The 17,670-nt window shown below is 43.7% G+C and carries 15 protein-coding genes; 5 read left to right on the forward strand and 10 right to left on the reverse strand.

Going from position 1 to position 17,670, the window contains the following annotated elements; translation table 11 throughout:
• The first annotated feature begins 9 nt into the window (after nucleotides 1–9).
• Together ACSBL2_RS06170 and ric are read left to right on the forward strand one after the other, a co-directional pair.
• The gene (locus tag ACSBL2_RS06170; RefSeq protein ID WP_442590800.1) at nucleotides 10–606 is read left to right on the forward strand and encodes a Crp/Fnr family transcriptional regulator; all 597 of its coding nucleotides are present in this window, start codon (nucleotides 10–12) and stop codon (nucleotides 604–606) included.
• Nucleotides 607–732: 126 nt separating this feature from the next.
• Nucleotides 733–1,485 carry an iron-sulfur cluster repair di-iron protein gene (gene ric / locus ACSBL2_RS06175; protein ID WP_442590801.1) on the forward strand — a complete coding sequence of 251 codons (753 nt, stop codon included), beginning with the start codon at nucleotides 733–735 and terminating at the stop codon, nucleotides 1,483–1,485.
• A gap of 40 nt (nucleotides 1,486–1,525) precedes the next feature.
• Here ric and ACSBL2_RS06180 read toward each other — a convergent pair whose 3' ends face one another.
• Nucleotides 1,526–2,149, reverse strand: coding sequence for an HPP family protein (locus tag ACSBL2_RS06180; RefSeq protein WP_442590802.1), 624 nt, complete (start codon nucleotides 2,147–2,149; stop codon nucleotides 1,526–1,528).
• A 544-nt stretch (nucleotides 2,150–2,693) separates the two neighbouring features.
• Here ACSBL2_RS06180 and ACSBL2_RS06185 point away from each other — a divergent pair.
• Nucleotides 2,694–3,557: an alpha/beta hydrolase gene (locus ACSBL2_RS06185; RefSeq protein ID WP_442590803.1), complete on the forward strand. Its 864-nt coding sequence runs from the start codon at nucleotides 2,694–2,696 to the stop codon at nucleotides 3,555–3,557.
• Between the two features lie 87 nt (nucleotides 3,558–3,644).
• A complete protein-coding gene (locus tag ACSBL2_RS06190; protein WP_442590804.1) occupies nucleotides 3,645–4,703 on the forward strand; it encodes an LLM class flavin-dependent oxidoreductase in 1,059 nt (352 codons plus the stop codon).
• Nucleotides 4,704–4,750: 47 nt separating this feature from the next.
• Here the strand turns inward: ACSBL2_RS06190 and ACSBL2_RS06195 are convergent, their stop codons facing one another.
• The 7 genes from ACSBL2_RS06195 to ACSBL2_RS06225 all read right to left on the reverse strand — a co-directional run bounded on the left by ACSBL2_RS06195 (nucleotide 4,751) and on the right by ACSBL2_RS06225 (nucleotide 14,315).
• Nucleotides 4,751–5,767 (reverse strand): hypothetical protein, encoded by a 1,017-nt coding sequence (locus ACSBL2_RS06195; RefSeq protein WP_442590805.1) that lies wholly within the window; start codon nucleotides 5,765–5,767, stop codon nucleotides 4,751–4,753.
• Between the two features lie 48 nt (nucleotides 5,768–5,815).
• A complete protein-coding gene (locus ACSBL2_RS06200) occupies nucleotides 5,816–8,962 on the reverse strand; it encodes an efflux RND transporter permease subunit (RefSeq protein ID WP_442590806.1) in 3,147 nt (1,048 codons plus the stop codon).
• A 10-nt stretch (nucleotides 8,963–8,972) separates the two neighbouring features.
• Complete coding sequence (locus tag ACSBL2_RS06205; RefSeq protein WP_442590807.1) at nucleotides 8,973–10,031, reverse strand: efflux RND transporter periplasmic adaptor subunit; 1,059 nt, start codon at nucleotides 10,029–10,031, stop codon at nucleotides 8,973–8,975.
• Nucleotides 10,032–10,034: 3 nt separating this feature from the next.
• Nucleotides 10,035–11,375 carry a TolC family protein gene (locus ACSBL2_RS06210; RefSeq protein WP_442590808.1) on the reverse strand — a complete coding sequence of 447 codons (1,341 nt, stop codon included), beginning with the start codon at nucleotides 11,373–11,375 and terminating at the stop codon, nucleotides 10,035–10,037.
• Nucleotides 11,376–11,510: 135 nt separating this feature from the next.
• Complete coding sequence (locus tag ACSBL2_RS06215) at nucleotides 11,511–12,278, reverse strand: LytR/AlgR family response regulator transcription factor (RefSeq protein ID WP_442590809.1); 768 nt, start codon at nucleotides 12,276–12,278, stop codon at nucleotides 11,511–11,513.
• Nucleotides 12,259–13,296, reverse strand: a complete 1,038-nt coding sequence (locus ACSBL2_RS06220; RefSeq protein ID WP_442590810.1) for a sensor histidine kinase — start codon at nucleotides 13,294–13,296, stop codon at nucleotides 12,259–12,261. Before ACSBL2_RS06220 ends, ACSBL2_RS06215 begins: the two co-directional genes overlap by 20 nt.
• Nucleotides 13,297–13,424: 128 nt before the next feature.
• Nucleotides 13,425–14,315 carry a lysophospholipid acyltransferase family protein gene (locus ACSBL2_RS06225; RefSeq protein ID WP_442590811.1) on the reverse strand — a complete coding sequence of 297 codons (891 nt, stop codon included), beginning with the start codon at nucleotides 14,313–14,315 and terminating at the stop codon, nucleotides 13,425–13,427.
• A 361-nt stretch (nucleotides 14,316–14,676) separates the two neighbouring features.
• Between ACSBL2_RS06225 and ACSBL2_RS06230 the strand changes: the two genes are divergently transcribed.
• Nucleotides 14,677–15,522, forward strand: a complete 846-nt coding sequence (locus tag ACSBL2_RS06230) for a universal stress protein (protein ID WP_442590812.1) — start codon at nucleotides 14,677–14,679, stop codon at nucleotides 15,520–15,522.
• A 15-nt stretch (nucleotides 15,523–15,537) separates the two neighbouring features.
• Here the strand turns inward: ACSBL2_RS06230 and ACSBL2_RS06235 are convergent, their stop codons facing one another.
• The gene (locus ACSBL2_RS06235) at nucleotides 15,538–15,861 is read right to left on the reverse strand and encodes a hypothetical protein (protein ID WP_442590813.1); all 324 of its coding nucleotides are present in this window, start codon (nucleotides 15,859–15,861) and stop codon (nucleotides 15,538–15,540) included.
• A 198-nt stretch (nucleotides 15,862–16,059) separates the two neighbouring features.
• Nucleotides 16,060–17,658 carry a SusD/RagB family nutrient-binding outer membrane lipoprotein gene (locus tag ACSBL2_RS06240; RefSeq protein ID WP_442590814.1) on the reverse strand — a complete coding sequence of 533 codons (1,599 nt, stop codon included), beginning with the start codon at nucleotides 17,656–17,658 and terminating at the stop codon, nucleotides 16,060–16,062.
• Nucleotides 17,659–17,670: the final 12 nt, after the last annotated feature.

Below are 17,670 nucleotides of genomic sequence, written 5' to 3' on the forward strand. Positions count from 1 at the left end.
TAGCTGATCATGATAGATGAAAGTCTGCTCCTTACCTTCGGGTCTAAAACCGTAGGTTTTGACAAGGGCGAAATACTTTTTAAACAGGGAGATACTCCACGATATTACTTTCAGATCAATACAGGGGCAATCAAAATGAACAATTTCAATGATCAGGGGAAAGAATTTGTCCAGGGACTTTTTTCCGCTGGTGACAGCTTTGGAGAGCCTCCTTTATTTCTTCAGGATACGTATCCGGCCAATGCCATTGCCATTATTCAATCCACCATACTGATCCTCCCGAAAGATAAATTCATGGACCTGCTGGTAGCCAACCCGCAGGTCCACCTCAGCATCACCACGAATCTGGCGAGGCGGCTTTATTACAAATCTATCATGGCATCTGAAATATCCTCCCAGGAACCTGAACACCGTGTGCTGAAGCTGATTGATTATTTTAAAGTCAAGGTCAATAAGGTTCCTGCAACACTTCGGTATAAAGTGGAAATCACCCGGCAGCAGATTGCAGATCTCACCGGATTAAGGGTGGAAACGGTCATCCGGGCTATCAAATCGCTGGAGAAAAAAGGAGAATTGATAATCGAAAACCGTAAGGTTTACCGGTAGTCTTAGCCGGTAAAAAAGCCCCCGGTAATTTTTTGCCCAATGTGATTGAGATCATAAAGGTCATTTCTTATAGCGCATAGCTTTGTCTTCATAAAGTATCCAGTTTAATATTAAAATATAGGAAATATGAAAACATTAGAAGCACAAGATGCTCAATTGTCTGAAACGACCATTGGAGAGATCGTGACCAAAGATTACAGAACCGCACAGGTATTTAAAAGTTTCGGCATTGATTTCTGTTGTGGTGGCAAAAAAACAGTTGCTGAAGTCTGCGAAAGAAAAGGAATAGACTTTAAAGAAGTAGAAAAAGCATTGCAATTGACGGAGCAGGATGCTGTGGGAGCAACACACGACTACCAGAGCTGGAGCATGACCTTCCTGACCGATTATATTATCAATACCCATCACCGGTATGTGAAGGACAATACATTGTTCATTACTGAAATTGCGAATAAAGTGGCGAGAGTGCATGGCGACCAGCATCCGGAAGTGATCAGGGTGGCAGAGCTGTTCAACCAGGTGGGGGCAGAGCTGCTGTCACATCTCAACAAAGAGGAAATGGTTCTTTTCCCTTTTATCAAAGAACTTGATGAGGTACTTCAACATGGAGGATCAATCCCTGGAAGTACTTTCGGGACGGTTTCTCAGCCTATCCAGATGATGGAAGCTGAACATGAACATGCCGGAGAGCTGCTGCATGAGATTCGTGAGGTCACCCATAATTTTACCCTGCCTGCAGGAGCCTGTAACTCTTATACCATACTTTACAAAAAACTCGATGAGTTCGAGAACGACCTGCACTGGCATGTGCACCTGGAGAATAATATCCTGTTTCCAAGGGCACTTGCCGCAGAGAAAGATTTACCAAAAATAGATTAAAGCGGCTAGAATAAGCTCAGGAGCCATTGTCGGCTATTACTTACTTGGCTCCTGGGATTTTATAAAGACCCTGTTTTACCGGCTGGCGCTTATACCGTTGATGAAGGAGGTACCATTTTTTATTATTCGGATAACTTCGATGATTAGTCCTGTTATTAAAAAATATAGCGACCATCAATAAAATAAATGCCCCGGAAAATACCGGAGTCAGCACATAGAGATAACCCATCGAAATAATCGCCGGAGAGCCAATATTTGCAATTAGTGCTGTTGCCCCGCCCGGAGGATGCAGTGTTTTGGTGATTTGCATGAATACAATAGAGAGTGATACGGAGAGTGCCGATGATAACCATATTTCATTGGGGATCAGCTTATGAACGGTGACCCCTACGATGGCACACAATACATGTCCACCAAGTAAGTTCCTGGGTTGTGCAAGCGGACTGTTGATTACACCATAGATTAATACAGATGACGCGCCAAAGGAACCAATCAGAAATAGGTTGTCAGAGGCTGTAAAGTATTGACTGTGTAATAATCCTATCAGTCCGATCCCACAAAATGAACCAATGAATGTCCAGATATGCTCTTTGTAATCAATCAGCGTTTCTTTGTATAATATATATTTTACGCGGCGTGTATGTCTTCTTAGTTTACCCCTCATTAAATTTGCACTCAAAATTCGGGCATTAACGCCCATCTATATTTCTACAAATATAATAAAAGTGATAAAGGTCATAATATGTGTTGTGATATTTGTCATTTAAATTCAGTTGTTTTTGATTTATGATTCAGTTTTAAATGACTTTTATAATAATGTGTATTTGTCTGGTTCCAGCAGGTATATTGGCAATCGCAATGATAGATTCATTTGTACCTTTATTTATATAGTAGAAGAAGAATACTGGCTATGCTGTCTGGTAACAGGCTTATTATCCTGATAAGTTATATTCATTACACCAATATTCTCCTTTGCTGGATAAAGTTTTACAAAATAATTTGGTGTAACTATCATTTTCAGGTGATCAACCTTCATATTGAAGCGATGTAGAGGGGATTTTTGACGCTGTAAAATACATGTAGAAAACCGATCAGGGTGTGTATATCTTTAAACCATGTAATTAATCTATATTTGATTTTTACGGCTCATTTACCTGAGTTGGTAACCTAACAGAATCCCCGATTTTTAATAGACTAAACACAATTATATGTTTCATCCAATCACTAAAGGTTCAATAATTCTACTTTTACTTTGGAGTATATCAGTATCCGCGCAATCTGGTAAACCAATAAGTATCGGACATACCGATGAAATCCAGTCTTCCATTCTTCAGGAGACCAGGAAAATCAACATCAGCCTGCCGGAGGGATACAACGCAACAGACACCACGAAATATCCGGTAATTTATATCATAGACGGGGGTGTAGAAGAAGATTTTGTGCATATCACCGGAATTGTAAAGTACAATACGCAGCCCTGGATTGATCGTTTTCCCAAATCTATAGTAGTGGGGATTGAAAATGTAAACCGTAAAAGAGATTGTTCCTTTGCTGTAGCCAATCTAGATTTCCTTCAGCGAATGGGATTCAGGCAAGAACAATTCCCCAGTTATGGTGGTTCTGCAAACTATATCAGCTTCATCGAAAAAGAGTTGCAGCCATATATTACAAAAACTTACCATACGAATCAGCAGAAAACCCTGATAGGGGAATCATTCGCAGGATTACTGGCGACAGAAATTCTGTTGCGGTATCGCCATCTTTTTAATACCTATATCATTGTAAATCCGAGTCTGTGGTGGGGTGGAGAGTTGCTTTTGAAAGAAGCCCCGCAGTTGTTGGATAAGGATCATAAAACCGCAGTTAAAGTGTATATCGGGGCATCTGATAAGAATGAAGATGACATTATGTATACTGATGCTGTAGCACTGGCAGAGGTGCTGCAGCAACATTCATCGAAGCACACCAAAGTATTTTTTGATTACCTGGAGAAAGAGAAACATGCGACTGCAGGTCATCAGGCCATTTACAATGCTTACCAACTCCTGTATCCCAAAACGGCATATGAGTAGTTAATTGACAAGTATTGATTAATTAACATACATCAATATTCAGGACCGGATGGTTGAGTAAATTTGTTTTTATAAAAATGTAAGATTATGGAATTAGGTATTGGTATGTTTGGCGATTTGTCTGTTGATCCTGCAACCGGGAAACCAAAAGAAGCGCAGTTAAAACTGTATGAGATTCTGGAGCAGATTAAACTGGCTGATGAAGTGGGATTGGATGTTTTTGGTCTTGGCGAACACCACAGACCGGATTATGCAGTTTCAACTCCTGAAATTGTCCTCGCTGCTGCTGCAAGCATTACAAAAAATATAAAGTTGGCCAGTACGGTTACGGTGCTGAGTTCGGCAGAGCCTGTAAAAGTTTACCAGGATTTTTCAACAATCGACCTGATCTCTGGCGGCCGTGCTGAAATAGCAGTAGGCCGTGGAAGTTTTATTGAGTCATTCCCTTTATTTGGCTACAACCTGAATGATTATAACCAATTGTTTGAGGAAAAACTGGACTTATTGCTTCAGATCAATAACAATGAAGTGGTGAACTGGGAGGGTAAATTACGTGCTCCGGTTGTCAACCAGACCGTTTTACCCAGAGCAACCAATAATGGCCAGCTGCCCATATGGATCGCTGTAGGCGGAACACCGGAATCAGTTTTGCGTGCAGCAAGATTGGGCTTACCCCTTATTGTTGCTATTATTGGTGGAATGCCAAAACAGTTCCAGCCACTGATTGAATTTTATAAACAGGAATATGTGAAGAGTGGCCATGATGTGGCGAAGATGCAGATTGGTATCCATTCCCATAGTTTTATCAGCAATGAGGCTGCTATCGCCGATGGTTATTACCAAAACTATGCCTCGCAGATGGATAGGATCGGTGCCAGTCGCGGTTGGGCACCCTATAACAAAATGCAATACCAGGCAGGACGTGCAAAAGATGGTGCCTTATTTATTGGAGATGCGGCACAGGTAACAGATAAGATCCTGTACATGCACGAATTGTTTGGCATTACCCGCTTTATTGGCCACATGGACGTTGGAGATCCTTCACATGCCAACATGATGAAGTCTATCGAGATCTTTGGTAAAGAGATTGCCCCTGAAGTGAGGAAAGCAATCGGGAAGAAAGCAAAGGCAGATCAAACAGTATAATATCCTTGAAATGGTGTGGCAATTTAACCACACCATTTTTTGAGGAATTATCTTTTCCGCTTCAGGAAAGGCAATACAGAGAAGCTGAAGTTGACATACGGTACATTGCTCAGTTTATTTTTGAGGAAATAATCGTTAGATGATTCGTTCCGTTCAAAAGCACGCGCAGTAATAGGAGTTAGTATCCCTCCATTTACGCCAATCAGTATTTTTTTACCCAAACGGTACTCTACACCGGCACCACTTTTCAGGTCCATTGTCGTATAGTTGGCATCATTGGGCAGCACCGGACTGTTCAGTTGGAAGAAAGCCACGGAGCCAGACAGGGAAGAACCAGCAGTTAACCAGAGCCGGTCAGAAAACCCTTTTCTCAGGCTTATCTGTGAGGGCATGTTAAAGGTAAATTCCAGGTCGTTATCAAATCTATGCCAGTAGGTAAACAGCAGGAATGCAGGGATATCCAGGGAAGGGTCTATATTGATCACAAGACCAAGGGAATATCTTGTCTTAGCAGTTTGCTTCAGCGGAAAGAGTAAAGTGGCCAGGTAACTTATCTTTTTGAGGGATTTTGCATCATTGGTCAGTCCTGATACACTTGCGGAGAAGTATACCGGGCGATTGAAAAGAGAGTCTGCCCTTGAAAAGGATGCCGTCAACCCGACAGTGGATTTGTTAAAGTCCAGGTCCTGATTGCCCAGTTCCGGAACAAAACTTTGTATCTCCGTCATCCGCAAATGCTGCTGGAAATAACTGACTGTAGTAGAAAATGAGTTTTTACCCCAGGAGATTACGGGAACATTTACGATCATATTGGTCCGTATGGTTCGTGCTTTACCTTTAAACAAAGGTTTGCCATTCAGCTCACTGGTAATATCACCATTGGTGATGATATCTGTGGAGATGTTCAGCTGCCTCAGCACAGGTGTTCTGATGGCGGCCTGGTCAATCATTTCGTTCATGACAGAGTCCTTGGCCAGACGTTTGGATACTTCTGAAATGGTTTGTGCCGTACAAACATCAGCGCTAAGAAGAAACAGGAAAAAAGGGATCAGATAGTATTTCATTGGTTCATTAAGTTTTACAGTAAATATTTAAAGGATGAGCGGGTAGGATTAACTCAATGAAGGGCTGTGCCGGGAATCTGTTATTTCAGTTCCGCTGCGCTCTTCCTTTTTCTTCGAAAACCTGTTTTTCATATTTTCAATAATCAGGTACATCGAAGGGACAACAAAGAGGGTAAGGACCATCGAACTGCTGAGTCCGCCAATAATCACCCAGGCCATCCCGTTTTTAATCTCAGATCCGGCACCACTGGCCAGGGCAATGGGCAACATACCCAGTATCATGGCCAGTGTGGTCATCAATATCGGACGAAGGCGCTCCTTTCCGGCCTCCACCAAAGCTTCGGAAACGGGGCGGCCTTCGCTTTTCAGCTGATTCGTAAAATCTACGATGAGGATCGCATTCTTGGAAACCAGTCCGAGTAACATGATCATTCCAATAATGGAAAATATATTCAGGGTCTCCATCGTCAGTGCCAAAGCCAGTAAGGCACCGATCAAGGCTACAGGGATAGAAAACAACACCACAAATGGATAGATCGTACTTTCATATAGGGCAACCATGATCAGGTAGACCAGCAATATTGCGGTGATCAGCGCCAGTCCGAGACTGCCAAAGGCATCCCCCTGATTTTTTACATCCCCCAGGTATTCGATTGTGATTCCCTCGGGTAATTTTACCTGCTTCACTTTTTCCTGCACATCGGTCGCTACTGAGCCTACTGGCCTTCCCGCTACGTTGGCATTGACAGTGATGGAACCCAGACGGTCACTGCGCTGCAACACACTTTCACCCAGTCCGTCGCTCACCTCCGCGAACTGGCTCAGCACAAAGCTTTGTCCATCGCTATTGGTAAAGGAAAGGTTTCTTACATTGCTGATATCGGAACGGTTATACTGGTCCAGGCTAATCAGGATATCATACTCATTCCCTGATTGCTTAAACTTACTCTTGTCATCCCCGCTGAACGCATTCTGTAATGCACTGCCCACCTGCGTGGCATTGAGCCCAAGGAGGGTCATTTTTTCCCGGTTGAGCTTCACTTCAATCTGTTGTTTCTGATCTTTTACAGAAAGCTGGACAAATTGGGTACCTGGTACTGAAGCCACCAGCTGCTTATATTCTTCTGCTACTTTCCTGATCGCTTCGAGGTCAATTCCTTTAATCGCAATCTGAATAGGTGCCTGTGTCCCGGAGCCTGTGATGGATGTCGGTGAAGCCGTTACCTTTGCACCTGGAATGGCACTGCTGAGCTGTCGCTGAATTTCAATACCAAATTCTTCAGAAGATACGTTTCTTTCTTTCTGCTCTTTGAGGGTCACAGTGAGCTCTGCCAGGTTGCTGTTGTTTGCCGATCCGGATACACTGCCCGTCACAAAACCTATACTGGAAAAAACCTTATTCACTTCAGGTCTTTTCATGATGATTTTTTCTGCCTGCTGTGTAGCCATATTGGTCTGGTAAATGCTCGCTGCCGGGGAAAGCTCCAGCTTGATCATCAGCTCCCCCTGGTCGGCCGCCGGAATGAATGCAGCACCAATAAATCCTTTCAGGACCAGCATCAGTGAACCGATGATCAACAGGATCACACCCGATAAAAGCCATCTTTTCTTTTTAAGGATGACTTCCAGACTTTTCGCATATGCTTCCTTAAGCTCATCGATCAGCTTTTCAAACCCCAGATTTATCCTTCCCCATAGGGTATCGCCGTTCATCTCCTCAATCTTACCAAAGCGGCTGGCCAGCATAGGGGTAATCGTGAAGGAGACAAAGAGACTCATCAGGGTCGAAAAAACAACCACAAGCGAGAATTCCCTTAAGATGGAACCGATCAGTCCCCCGGCAAGTGCAAGCGGTAAAAATACCACCACATCCACCAGGGTAATGGCCATTGCCGTAAAGCCGATCTCATTACGTCCGTCGAGTGCTGCTTTTTGTTTATCCGATCCCATTTCCAGGTGCCGGTAGATGTTTTCCAGGACAACAATGGAATCATCCACGAGGATACCCACAACCAGCGACATGGCCATTAAAGACATCAAGTTCAGGGAGAAGCCCATGAAATACATGGCAATGAAGGTCGGAATGATAGAAGAAGGTAAGGCCACCAGGACGAACATGGAACTGCGGAAACTATGAAGGAAGGCGAGCATCACAATCGCGACAATGATGACTGCCAGTCCCATATCTTCTATAACGGCATCGGCAGATTTCAGTGTGTAGGTCGACTGGTCGGTAGATACCGTAAATTTCAGGTTGTTCCTGGCATATTGTTTTTCAATCTTCGCGAAACTCTCTTTTACCCCTTCACTTACATTTACCGCATTGGCATCAGATTGTTTAATTACCTGGATTCCTATAGAAGGAATACCATTGATATGGTTGATGGCGGTAGTTTTTGCTGTTGCATCCACCACTTCGGCAAGGTCCTTCAGATAAATCGTTCCTTCTCCGGGCCTTTGTTTCACAATCAGTTCCCTGATTTGGGCAATGGAACTGACATTGGCATCATACTGTATGGATAACTGCTGATCCCTTGTCTCAATTTTACCGGCAGGGAAGGATTTATTGGCATTGTTTATTGACTCCGTTACCTGTGTGATACTCAGTCCGTAGGCCTTCAGCTTCTCCTGGTCTATGTTGACCTGGATCTGACGTTCATCACCTCCTACAATATTCACCTGTCCAACCCCTACAACATTCTGAAGGATAGGGGTGAGTTCCTTATCCACCATGTCATACAGTTGACGTGGCGCGAGGTTGGAGGTCACACCCGCACGGATCACCGGCATTTCTTCCAGATTGACTTTATTGACCACCGGACGGTCGATGTCGGCTGGCAGTTCATTCTGCGCCTGATCGGCTTTCCGTTGTATATTTCTTTCTGCTTCATCGACATCTGTACCACTTTTAAGCTGCACGGAGATCTGCGATACCCCCTCCTGGGAGGTAGAGTTGATCTTGTCCAGTCCTTCCACGGAGGCAAAGGCATCTTCCAGTTTTCGGGTTACGGAAGTCTGCACTTCTGCTGCGGAAGCTCCCGGATAAATGGTACTCACTGATACTGCACCGACTTCCATTTTAGGGAGCAGGTTATAATTCAGCTTAAAGTAACACTGTACCCCGAAAAGGAGGAGTACCGTAAAAATAACGATGATAAGTAAGGGCCGCTTGACGGCAATTTCTGCTATTGACATTCCCTGTGATTTATTTTGATATACTTACTGAACTGCCTTCATGGAGGTTAATCTGGCCGGAGGTAACCACCACCTCACCCGCTTCCAGTCCGCTGATGACCTGGATCTTTCCAGCTATTTCCAGACCTGTGCGGATACTTTTAAGGCGTACGGTATTGTTGGATACCACATATACCGAAGCATTTTTAACACTCTCTGTAAGCGCTTCGCGCGGAATGACCAATACCGTTTGTTTTGTTTTTCTGGAGAAATCGGCATAGACGAAAGTCCCGGAGCGCAATACGGCTTTTGCGGCATTATCGACCATGATTTCTACGGAATAATTATGTGTTTCATCTGCCTGTGGACTAATGAAGCTGATTTTACCATGGAACTCTTTTCCCGGGTAAACATCTGTGGTGATCTTAATCTGTTGTCCCTCCGATACCTGGTAGACTTCAGTTTCTGTGAGGTTAACCTTTACCTTGGCCTGTGATAAGTTGATGATCGTGGCAATTTCTGTTCCTGCATTGACGAACAAACCCTGTTCAACAGACTTGACCGCTATTGTTCCGGAAGTAGGGGCCTTGATCACCACATCGGCCAGGTTTTTCTTCGCCAGTTTCACCTGATTGACAGCATCCAGGTAGTCCTGACGCACCTGATTCACCTTTTCCTGTGTTGCCGCTTGTCCCTGTAGGAGCTCGGTATAAGTATTCAGGTCGTTGTGCAATTTCAATGCAGTCGATTCTGCTTTCTGAAGGTCCAGCTGATAAGTCCGGGCATCCGTTCTGGCCAGTACCTGTCCCTGGCTGACCTGGTCTCCCAGTTCAAACAGTACTGAAGCCAGGGTTCCTCCGGTAATCGCCAGGGCTTTCACTTCTTTGAAAGGAGCAAGGTTCCCGGTTTTCCTGATGACAATTTCCTGTTCTTCCTCCACTGCCTGAGCTACCTTTACCGGGATGCTTACATTTGCTGCCGGGGCCTGGTTATTTTTCTTATTGAGTTCCTTTTTGTTTGCAGAAAGCTGATAAATGACAAGTGACACCAGCGCTATGGCCACTATTCCTAAAATGTATTTCTTCTTCATGGTTTATGGTAGAGAGGTATAAAAAGTTTTTAAAGTGCCGCCAGCTTTCTCCAGATCAATTTTGGCGAGCAGATAATTATAAAGGGAATTGAGGTAATTGTTTTGGGCTTCTTTCAATGAATTCTGTGCCGTAAGCCATTCCGTCATATCGGTTGTTCCTTTGCGGTATTGAAGGTCTGTTGTGGTCAGTACAGACTGTGCCAGCTCTATATTGCGTTTGTTGTTGGCCACATTGCTTTGCTCCTTACTCACTTTTGTCCGGGCATTCTCAAATTCCATCCGGAATTTCCCTTCGTTCAGCTTCAGGGTTTCCAGTGCATTCCTGCTTTTGTATTTTGCCTGGTTGTATTGGGCATTGCGCTTGAAAAAATCAAGGATGGGGAAGTTTAGTTTGATGCCTACGGCTGAAAAGGGGGACAGGCTGGAAAAAGCGGGACTCAGGTTATCGCCAAAACCTACAGCACCATACCTGACGTAAGCTGTCAGTTTGGGATAGATTCCCGATTTGATCCTTTTCTGATCTATATCCATCAATTTTGCATCTACTTCCGCAAGGCGATAATCTGTACGGTTCATGACAGAAAATGACTCCGTGCCAGACAGGGAAGAGACAGGAAGTTCCGGGTTGATGACTGAAGCAGATTGTTCCACTTTCAGCGTACTGTCGAATGGAAAGCCCATCTCATATTTCAGCTGATTTTCGCTGAGACTGAGGTCACTTTCTGCTACCCTGACCTGGGAAACGGAGTTATTGTAATCCACAGTCACCTTATCGAGTTCTTTTTTAAGCAGGATACCTTTATCCACCTGAAGTTTTGTAATCTCCATTTGTTTCAGGTAGGTTTCCTGGTTGGCATGCAGCAAATCCAGCTGCTCCCGGTAAACAAAAATCTGGTAATAGGCGGTACTGATATTATAGATGATGGTCTCCTCATTTTTGATAAGATTGAGGTCCGACTGCTGCCGGCTATATTTATTTGCTTTCAGGCCGGTTAACAGGGAATGGTCAAATATCGTCTGGTCCAGTTGTGCCGTCGCATTGGTACTGAACTTTTTGGTAAAGGCCACACGGGTATCTGTCGGGCCGAAAACCCCGGCAGGGATCACCGTTTCCTGAACCTTAAGGTTGTCATCCACGGTACCTGTAAGGCTTACTGCCGGAAGGTAGGCTGCAAGGGCTTCCTTTGCCTTGGCATCGGCGACTTTTTTCTCATTTTCATAAACGGCGGAATTGCGGTTGTTTTTGATCCCATATTCAATGCAGGTCCTGAGATTCCAGGTATCCTGGGCTGAGATGGAAAGGGGGAGTATGCATAACACAAACAGGATGTCTTTTCTCTTCATTCTTGACTAATACTAAAGAGCCAGCTTTATCATGGCTCAAGATATAATAGCACGAATGTCTATGCCCAGGGCCTTAAAATAAAGGGAAAAGAAACCGAAGCGGACAAAATCAGGAAAGAGAGGGCGGGAGGGAAATTAAATGGCTTTCTCCAGCCATTCCAGAAAAGAAGAGGCTTTACCCTTACTTACCGTGACTTTTTCAGCAAGCGGAACGGTAAGGTTAAGCGACAGTTTTCTGGAAAAAAAACTGGAGACATCAATAATGGCTTTCCGGCAGACCAGGAACTGGCGGTTAGCCCTGAAGAAATGATCACCCGTAATCCGCTCCAGTTCATCCAGCGTTTTGTTCGGGAAATAGACCTTGCCGGAAAAGGTATGCAGGTGAATGATATCATTCTCCAGCTGGAAGAGGGCGATATCTTCCAGTTTAATCGGCATAATCCGGTCCTGGTAATACACCAGTATGGAAGCAGCCCTTACCTTTTCCCTTTCGGCAAGTACCTGCATCAGGTGCGAATACTTTTGGGGTTCTACCGAGGCGAACAGGTTTTTGAGTTCACTGTACTTCGCCAAAGCACGCTCCAGTGTCTGTGTGGTAAAGGGTTTAAGGATATAGTCTATGCCATTGACCTTAAAGGCTTCCAGTGCATATTCATCGTATGCCGTACAAAAAATAATAGGTGCGGTTACCTTTGCCGCGATAAATATTTCGAAGCTCAGGCCATCGCCCAGCTGGATATCACTGAAGATGATATCGGGCTGCGGCCCGGTTTTAAAATAGGCGACAGATTCCTTCACCGATCGCAGCTGAGTGATGTTTACAGGTTCATTGATCAGTGTAATGATGTTCCTTTCGAGGTCCTCCGCTACAAATCTTTCATCCTCAATGATGACTACGTTCATATGCTAATAATTTTATGCTTACAAGGAATTGTTGTGGTGTTTCCTGAATAATAACTTCGTCGCCCGACCATAAGCGATACCGCTCGGCGAGGTTGGCCAGTCCGTTATTGGTCGATACTTCACTGATTTTCTTTTTTTGCAGGTTATTGGCCACCATGATGCGGTCAGATGCAATACTGATAGTCACATACAAAGGCATTTCTTCTGTCAGTTCATTGTGTTTGATGGCATTTTCAAGCAATGGCTGTAAAGAAAATGAAGGGAGGTAATAGTCTTGCAGACAGTCTTCCCGGACATTGATGGTACAGTTCAGGGCAGAACCGAAACGTATTTTTTGCATTTCCAGATAGTCTTTGAGTACTTCCAGTTCCTCCCCAAGGGTGGAAATATTCGAGGCGTGGTTAGAAATCGAGGCCCTCAGGAAATTTGCCAGATGCACCATATAGACATCTCCGGTGTCTGTATTTACCCGATACAGGGTCTTTAACATATTGAGGGCATTGAACAGGAAGTGCGGCTGTATCTGTTGTTTCAACAGCAGATTGGCGGCCTCGGCATGTGCGGCTTTCAGGCTGGAAAGCTCTACATCTGCATTTGCCTTTTCATTCTGCAGGAGGATCAGGTTTTGAGAAAGGATGATCAGTGTATTGATCAATGCACTGGAGATCACCAAAATGAAAAAGGTATAGATATCAGCGTAGGAGAATTTCTTTTCGGCAAGCGTGGCGAAAATCGGCCAGATCAGGAGATAGGCGATGGCGCTGACTGCATAGGTAATGATATACCTGTACTGTTTGAATTTCCTGGACTTCATCCCAAAAATTCTATTCAGCCGCACTACGATGTAGATGTTGGCCAGGCCAATCAGTGACACAATCACTGCAGTCATGATCGTGTATACGAGCGTACTGTTCTGGTACCTGTCCAGCTGAAGAAATATGTAAACATATCCACTGATGATCAGTGACAGCAGGCAATTGAGACGGATTAGTGTATTTACGGGTAGTTTCACCTCCATGAAACAAAACTAAGCAATAAATCTACAGAGAAGGCAGGGCTGCTGCCGAAGAGGACAAAAATTGGTTTAAAACAAACAATTAGGGATTGAAGCGGATTTCAAAGAACCAGGAAAGGCAAATTTCCCGCTTAACCGTGCTGCAGGTCTGCGGGCTTGAACTTCCAGCGCCTGTGCGACCATAACCAGTATTCGGGCTGCTCTCGGATCACCTGTTCCAGGTAATGCACATGGGCATCGGTGATTTCATTTTCTTCCGTTAATTTGGGTTCTTTGAACATGGGCACAAAAGAACATTGATAATAACCTCTTTTTATCCTCCGGATATCACAGAAAATAACCGCACTATTGGTCAGCTTTGCCAATTTTTCCACCCCCAGAAATACAGCTGTCGGCTGATTCAGAAATCTGGTGAAGTAATGGATTTCTGATTTCGCAGGAGTCTGGTCGCCAACCATTACCGTAACCGTGCGTTCATTCCGGAATTCTATCAATTTGCGCATGGTGCTTTTCATGCTCACCATTGTGGCCCCAAACCTGGAGCGCATTTTGATCATGAGTGCATTGAAATACGCATTACTCAGCGGTTTGTAGACAATGACGCGTTTTTCATCAAACAGCTGACTAAAACGAAGTGCCCCCATTTCCCAGTTGCCATAATGGCCCAACACCCCAATCACACTCTGGCCTTCGGAAAATATGTTTTTTACGGATTCAGGATTTGGTACTTTTACCCGTTTCATGACTTCCTTCTGTGAAATGGTGAACAATTTTATCGTTTCTACCACCAGGTCGGACAGGTAATGAAAATACTTCTTCCTGATCAGGGCACGTTCCTCATCAGATTTTTCAGGAAATGCATTCAGGAGGTTTTCATCCACCACTTTACGGCGGTACCGGAAGACATAATACACCAGGAAATAGAAGAAGTCGGACAGAATATATAAGAGTCTTAAAGGCAAGAGGGAGATGAGGTAGAGTATAACCAATTCAACGATAAAAAAAGCTTTTTTGATCATCATGTAAATATTTAGGTAGTCGCTCAAATATAAAAAATAGCAAAAAAACTATAAAATGATCCCGCTCATGAACCGTGAATTTTACCTTTCGGGAACAAATGAAGGAGAAGGATTATATCCTGAAACTGTGTTTATTGTGTATTTAAGGCTGTAATTTGGATAAATGCCTGATTTTTTCTATTTTCGTGAGAGAAGGAAATGAATATTCAGCTCCTTACGTGTAATTGACTGCTTAAACTATTTTTCATCGTCTTCAGGACAGGATAGTTTCACCATTCACATGAACCTTTTGGCGTTTATTCTGCCATTCATAACTAAAGATACTGGCCCAGGCTGGATTTTATTGAACCTTAACTATTACGGCATGACGAGATCAATCCAGAATATACTTATTCCCATCAACTTTTCCCCATCTGCAGAGAGCGCTATTGCAACCGGCATTGCGATCTGTAAAAGACATTTTGCTGCAATGCACCTGCTTTTTGTAAGGGATGAAAGTCAGTATGCCATGCATCCGGGAAAATATGCAAGAACATTCGAAAGCATTTTACAGACAAATAAAGCTATTGCCGATAGCCTGGAAAAACAGGCAAAAAGTATTGAATCGAAATATGCAATTGAATGTAACTTTTTTACCCATGACGGGGCTTTATATGAAGGCGTGACAGAGAAGGCAAATGATCTGCATTGCGACCTGATCATTGTTGAAAGTGCACCACGTATGAACTTCTTTACAGCCAGCAAAGCAAATAGTCCTTATAAAGTGATGGAGCAGGCGGCCTGTCCTGTGTTGGCTATCCCGGCGAAAAAGAGTTTTTCCGATTTTAAACGCATCCTTTTTCCGGTACGCTCCGTTTCTTCCGGTATCCAAAAGCTGGAAGCGACCTTACCCATCATTAAAAAAAACAATTCGAGTATTGGGATATTCCCTTTTGCCAATAGAAACCAGCAGCCGGCGGCTGAAATAGGGGAGGCATTGCTGAGCTGGTCGAACAGGATCTTTAAAAATGCCGGACGCAGGAATACCGAAGTATGTGTCACAAATGATATGGCACAGGTAGTGGTCAACGAAGCCATTGAAAAACAATCAGATTTGATTGTGATGCGGGGCTCATTAAAGAAGGGGCTGAAGGCGCTTTTCTTCAAGAATGATACAGAGCGTGTGATCGATCAGTCACCTGTTCCGGTATTGCTGGTTAAGAAAGAATAAGCCGGTATCAACGGATTATCCTGCTGTTGCTTCCTCCCTTGTAACTTGTATTTTCATTGATCCGGGTGCGAAGAAGCGGTCTTCATTTTCTTCCCTGATTGCACTCAAAATATCCTGTAAGGATTTGACGGGGATAATGGAAGTACCGTGAGTTTTCAGTAAAATGAGGTCATTGAAATAAAACTGATCGGCCGATACCCGGTGCTGGGCATACACAAAATCAAGGACAATATTGGAAAGGGTTTCCGGTTCGACAGAAAAATACCGGTAACACAGGTCTGGGTTTTTGCCACAACCTCCCGACTCGGTAAGCTGGACATTGGTATAGGTTATATTCATCTCTACAGGTTTTTGATCAGGCAATAAAGCGTAATGGAGCATTGAAATCTTCAGGATCCCTATTGGGCTTTACACTGCATAAAGGACGGTATTCCACCTGTAAAAAATAATGATGGTTATCATGTAAAAAAGGCTCATTACACATTACATCAGGAAGATGCAGCGTATAATGAGCCTTTTAATATTTGTGGGACAACTTTAGTTTACATCCCAGAAGATTTTAGTCAGGCGGGTGTCTTTACCTTGTACTGCGGCATAGTTTGCACCATTGTAATTTCTCTCACCTGCAGGGTATACCAATCTGTTAGGTGGAACATCGAAACCAGAAAGTTTTCCGGTAGTTACAAATTGAAGGACAGGATAACCCGTTCTTCTGTATTCAGACCATGCTTCTGTAGATTGAAGTATGCCATAATTTAACCACTTCTGTGTATATATCGCAGCAAGTTTTGCGGTAGTGCCTGAAGCAGGATAAGAAGCTGTAGAAGAATTCACGAAATCATCTATCACTGATGCTGCAGGCAGTGTTTCTGTTTTTACACCTGAAGCATTCAGATTGTTCAGGTAATAATAGAACGTCACAGACTGTCTCAATGCAAGGTCGTATGCTGTTTTTGCATCGGCAGTACTTCCCCAACGTTCAAATGCTTCTGCTTTAAGGAAGTTCACTTCTGAAGAGGTGATAACGATACCTGGCAAATTAAGATTCTGGAAATAAGTTGCCGAATCTACAACTGCATAGTTGTTATAATTATTTTCCTGTTCCGTAGTAGTGAAGTCGTACGGCATTGCTTTGAACTCTGCATTCTGAACCAGTTTACCATTCACAGTCTTGCTGTTTTTGTCATAAAAAACCGGAATTCTTGGATCATTTGCTGGAATCATCACGTCATTTAGCATCACATCAGTGGCATACCAGCTACCTTCTCGAAAAGCATCAATCAAGGTACTGGTGTTATTGGTTAAAGGACTCAACAGGATATCGGTAGCTTTTGGGCCATAGGCCGCAACACCAGCTCCGTCAACCAAAGGATAGTTGGTCGGATCATTTAGCATAGCTAAAATTGCTGTTCTTGCGGTAGACTCTTCTACATTAGAAATACGCATCAGCAATCTCAAACGTAGTGAGTTTGCGTAACGTTGCCATTTACTAACGCTACCGCTCAGGAGAATATCATACTTTGAAAACTCGGCTGTTGTAACCGCAGTTTTAAAATAAGTATTAGCGGCATCCAGGTCAGCGATAAACTGGGTATACAATGTTTTCTGCTCATCATATTTGGGATAAACAATAGTACTCTGAGTAACCAGGCTACCCGCTTCGTAATACGGAATATCACCCCAAAGATCTACCATTTTAGCTGCCTGCTCAATCAGAACAACTTTAGCTGCCTGCATAAAAATGGTCTTTGTGGCTTTTTCAGCTTCATCTGATGTATTGTACACTGTTTCCATCGTACGGTATTGTGCCATTGGCCCTGATCCGTTTCCACCTGGAGCATAAAAATCATTCCAGTACTGTTGCCCATAATCGTCACTTTGCTGGTAAGCGCCATTGCTATTTGCAAAGAAAGAAGTTTGGGCATAAGTACCTGGCATAAGACTTAGGAAGGTACGTACGTTCCAGTACTTGGCCGCTACACGGTCATTGTTAAGCATTGCGGTAAAAAAACCGGGAATGCTTTTAGTGGTTGATTTCTCTGGATTAAGAAATCTCTCGTCGATACCCTTTTTGCAACTGCTAAACGATGCAGCTAATGCTACAAAAAGGCCCGCTTTGATTATATAATTTTTCATATTGCTTAGCTA

It is taken from the genome of Pedobacter sp. AW31-3R, assembly GCF_052180285.1.
Lineage (GTDB): Bacteria > Bacteroidota > Bacteroidia > Sphingobacteriales > Sphingobacteriaceae > Pedobacter.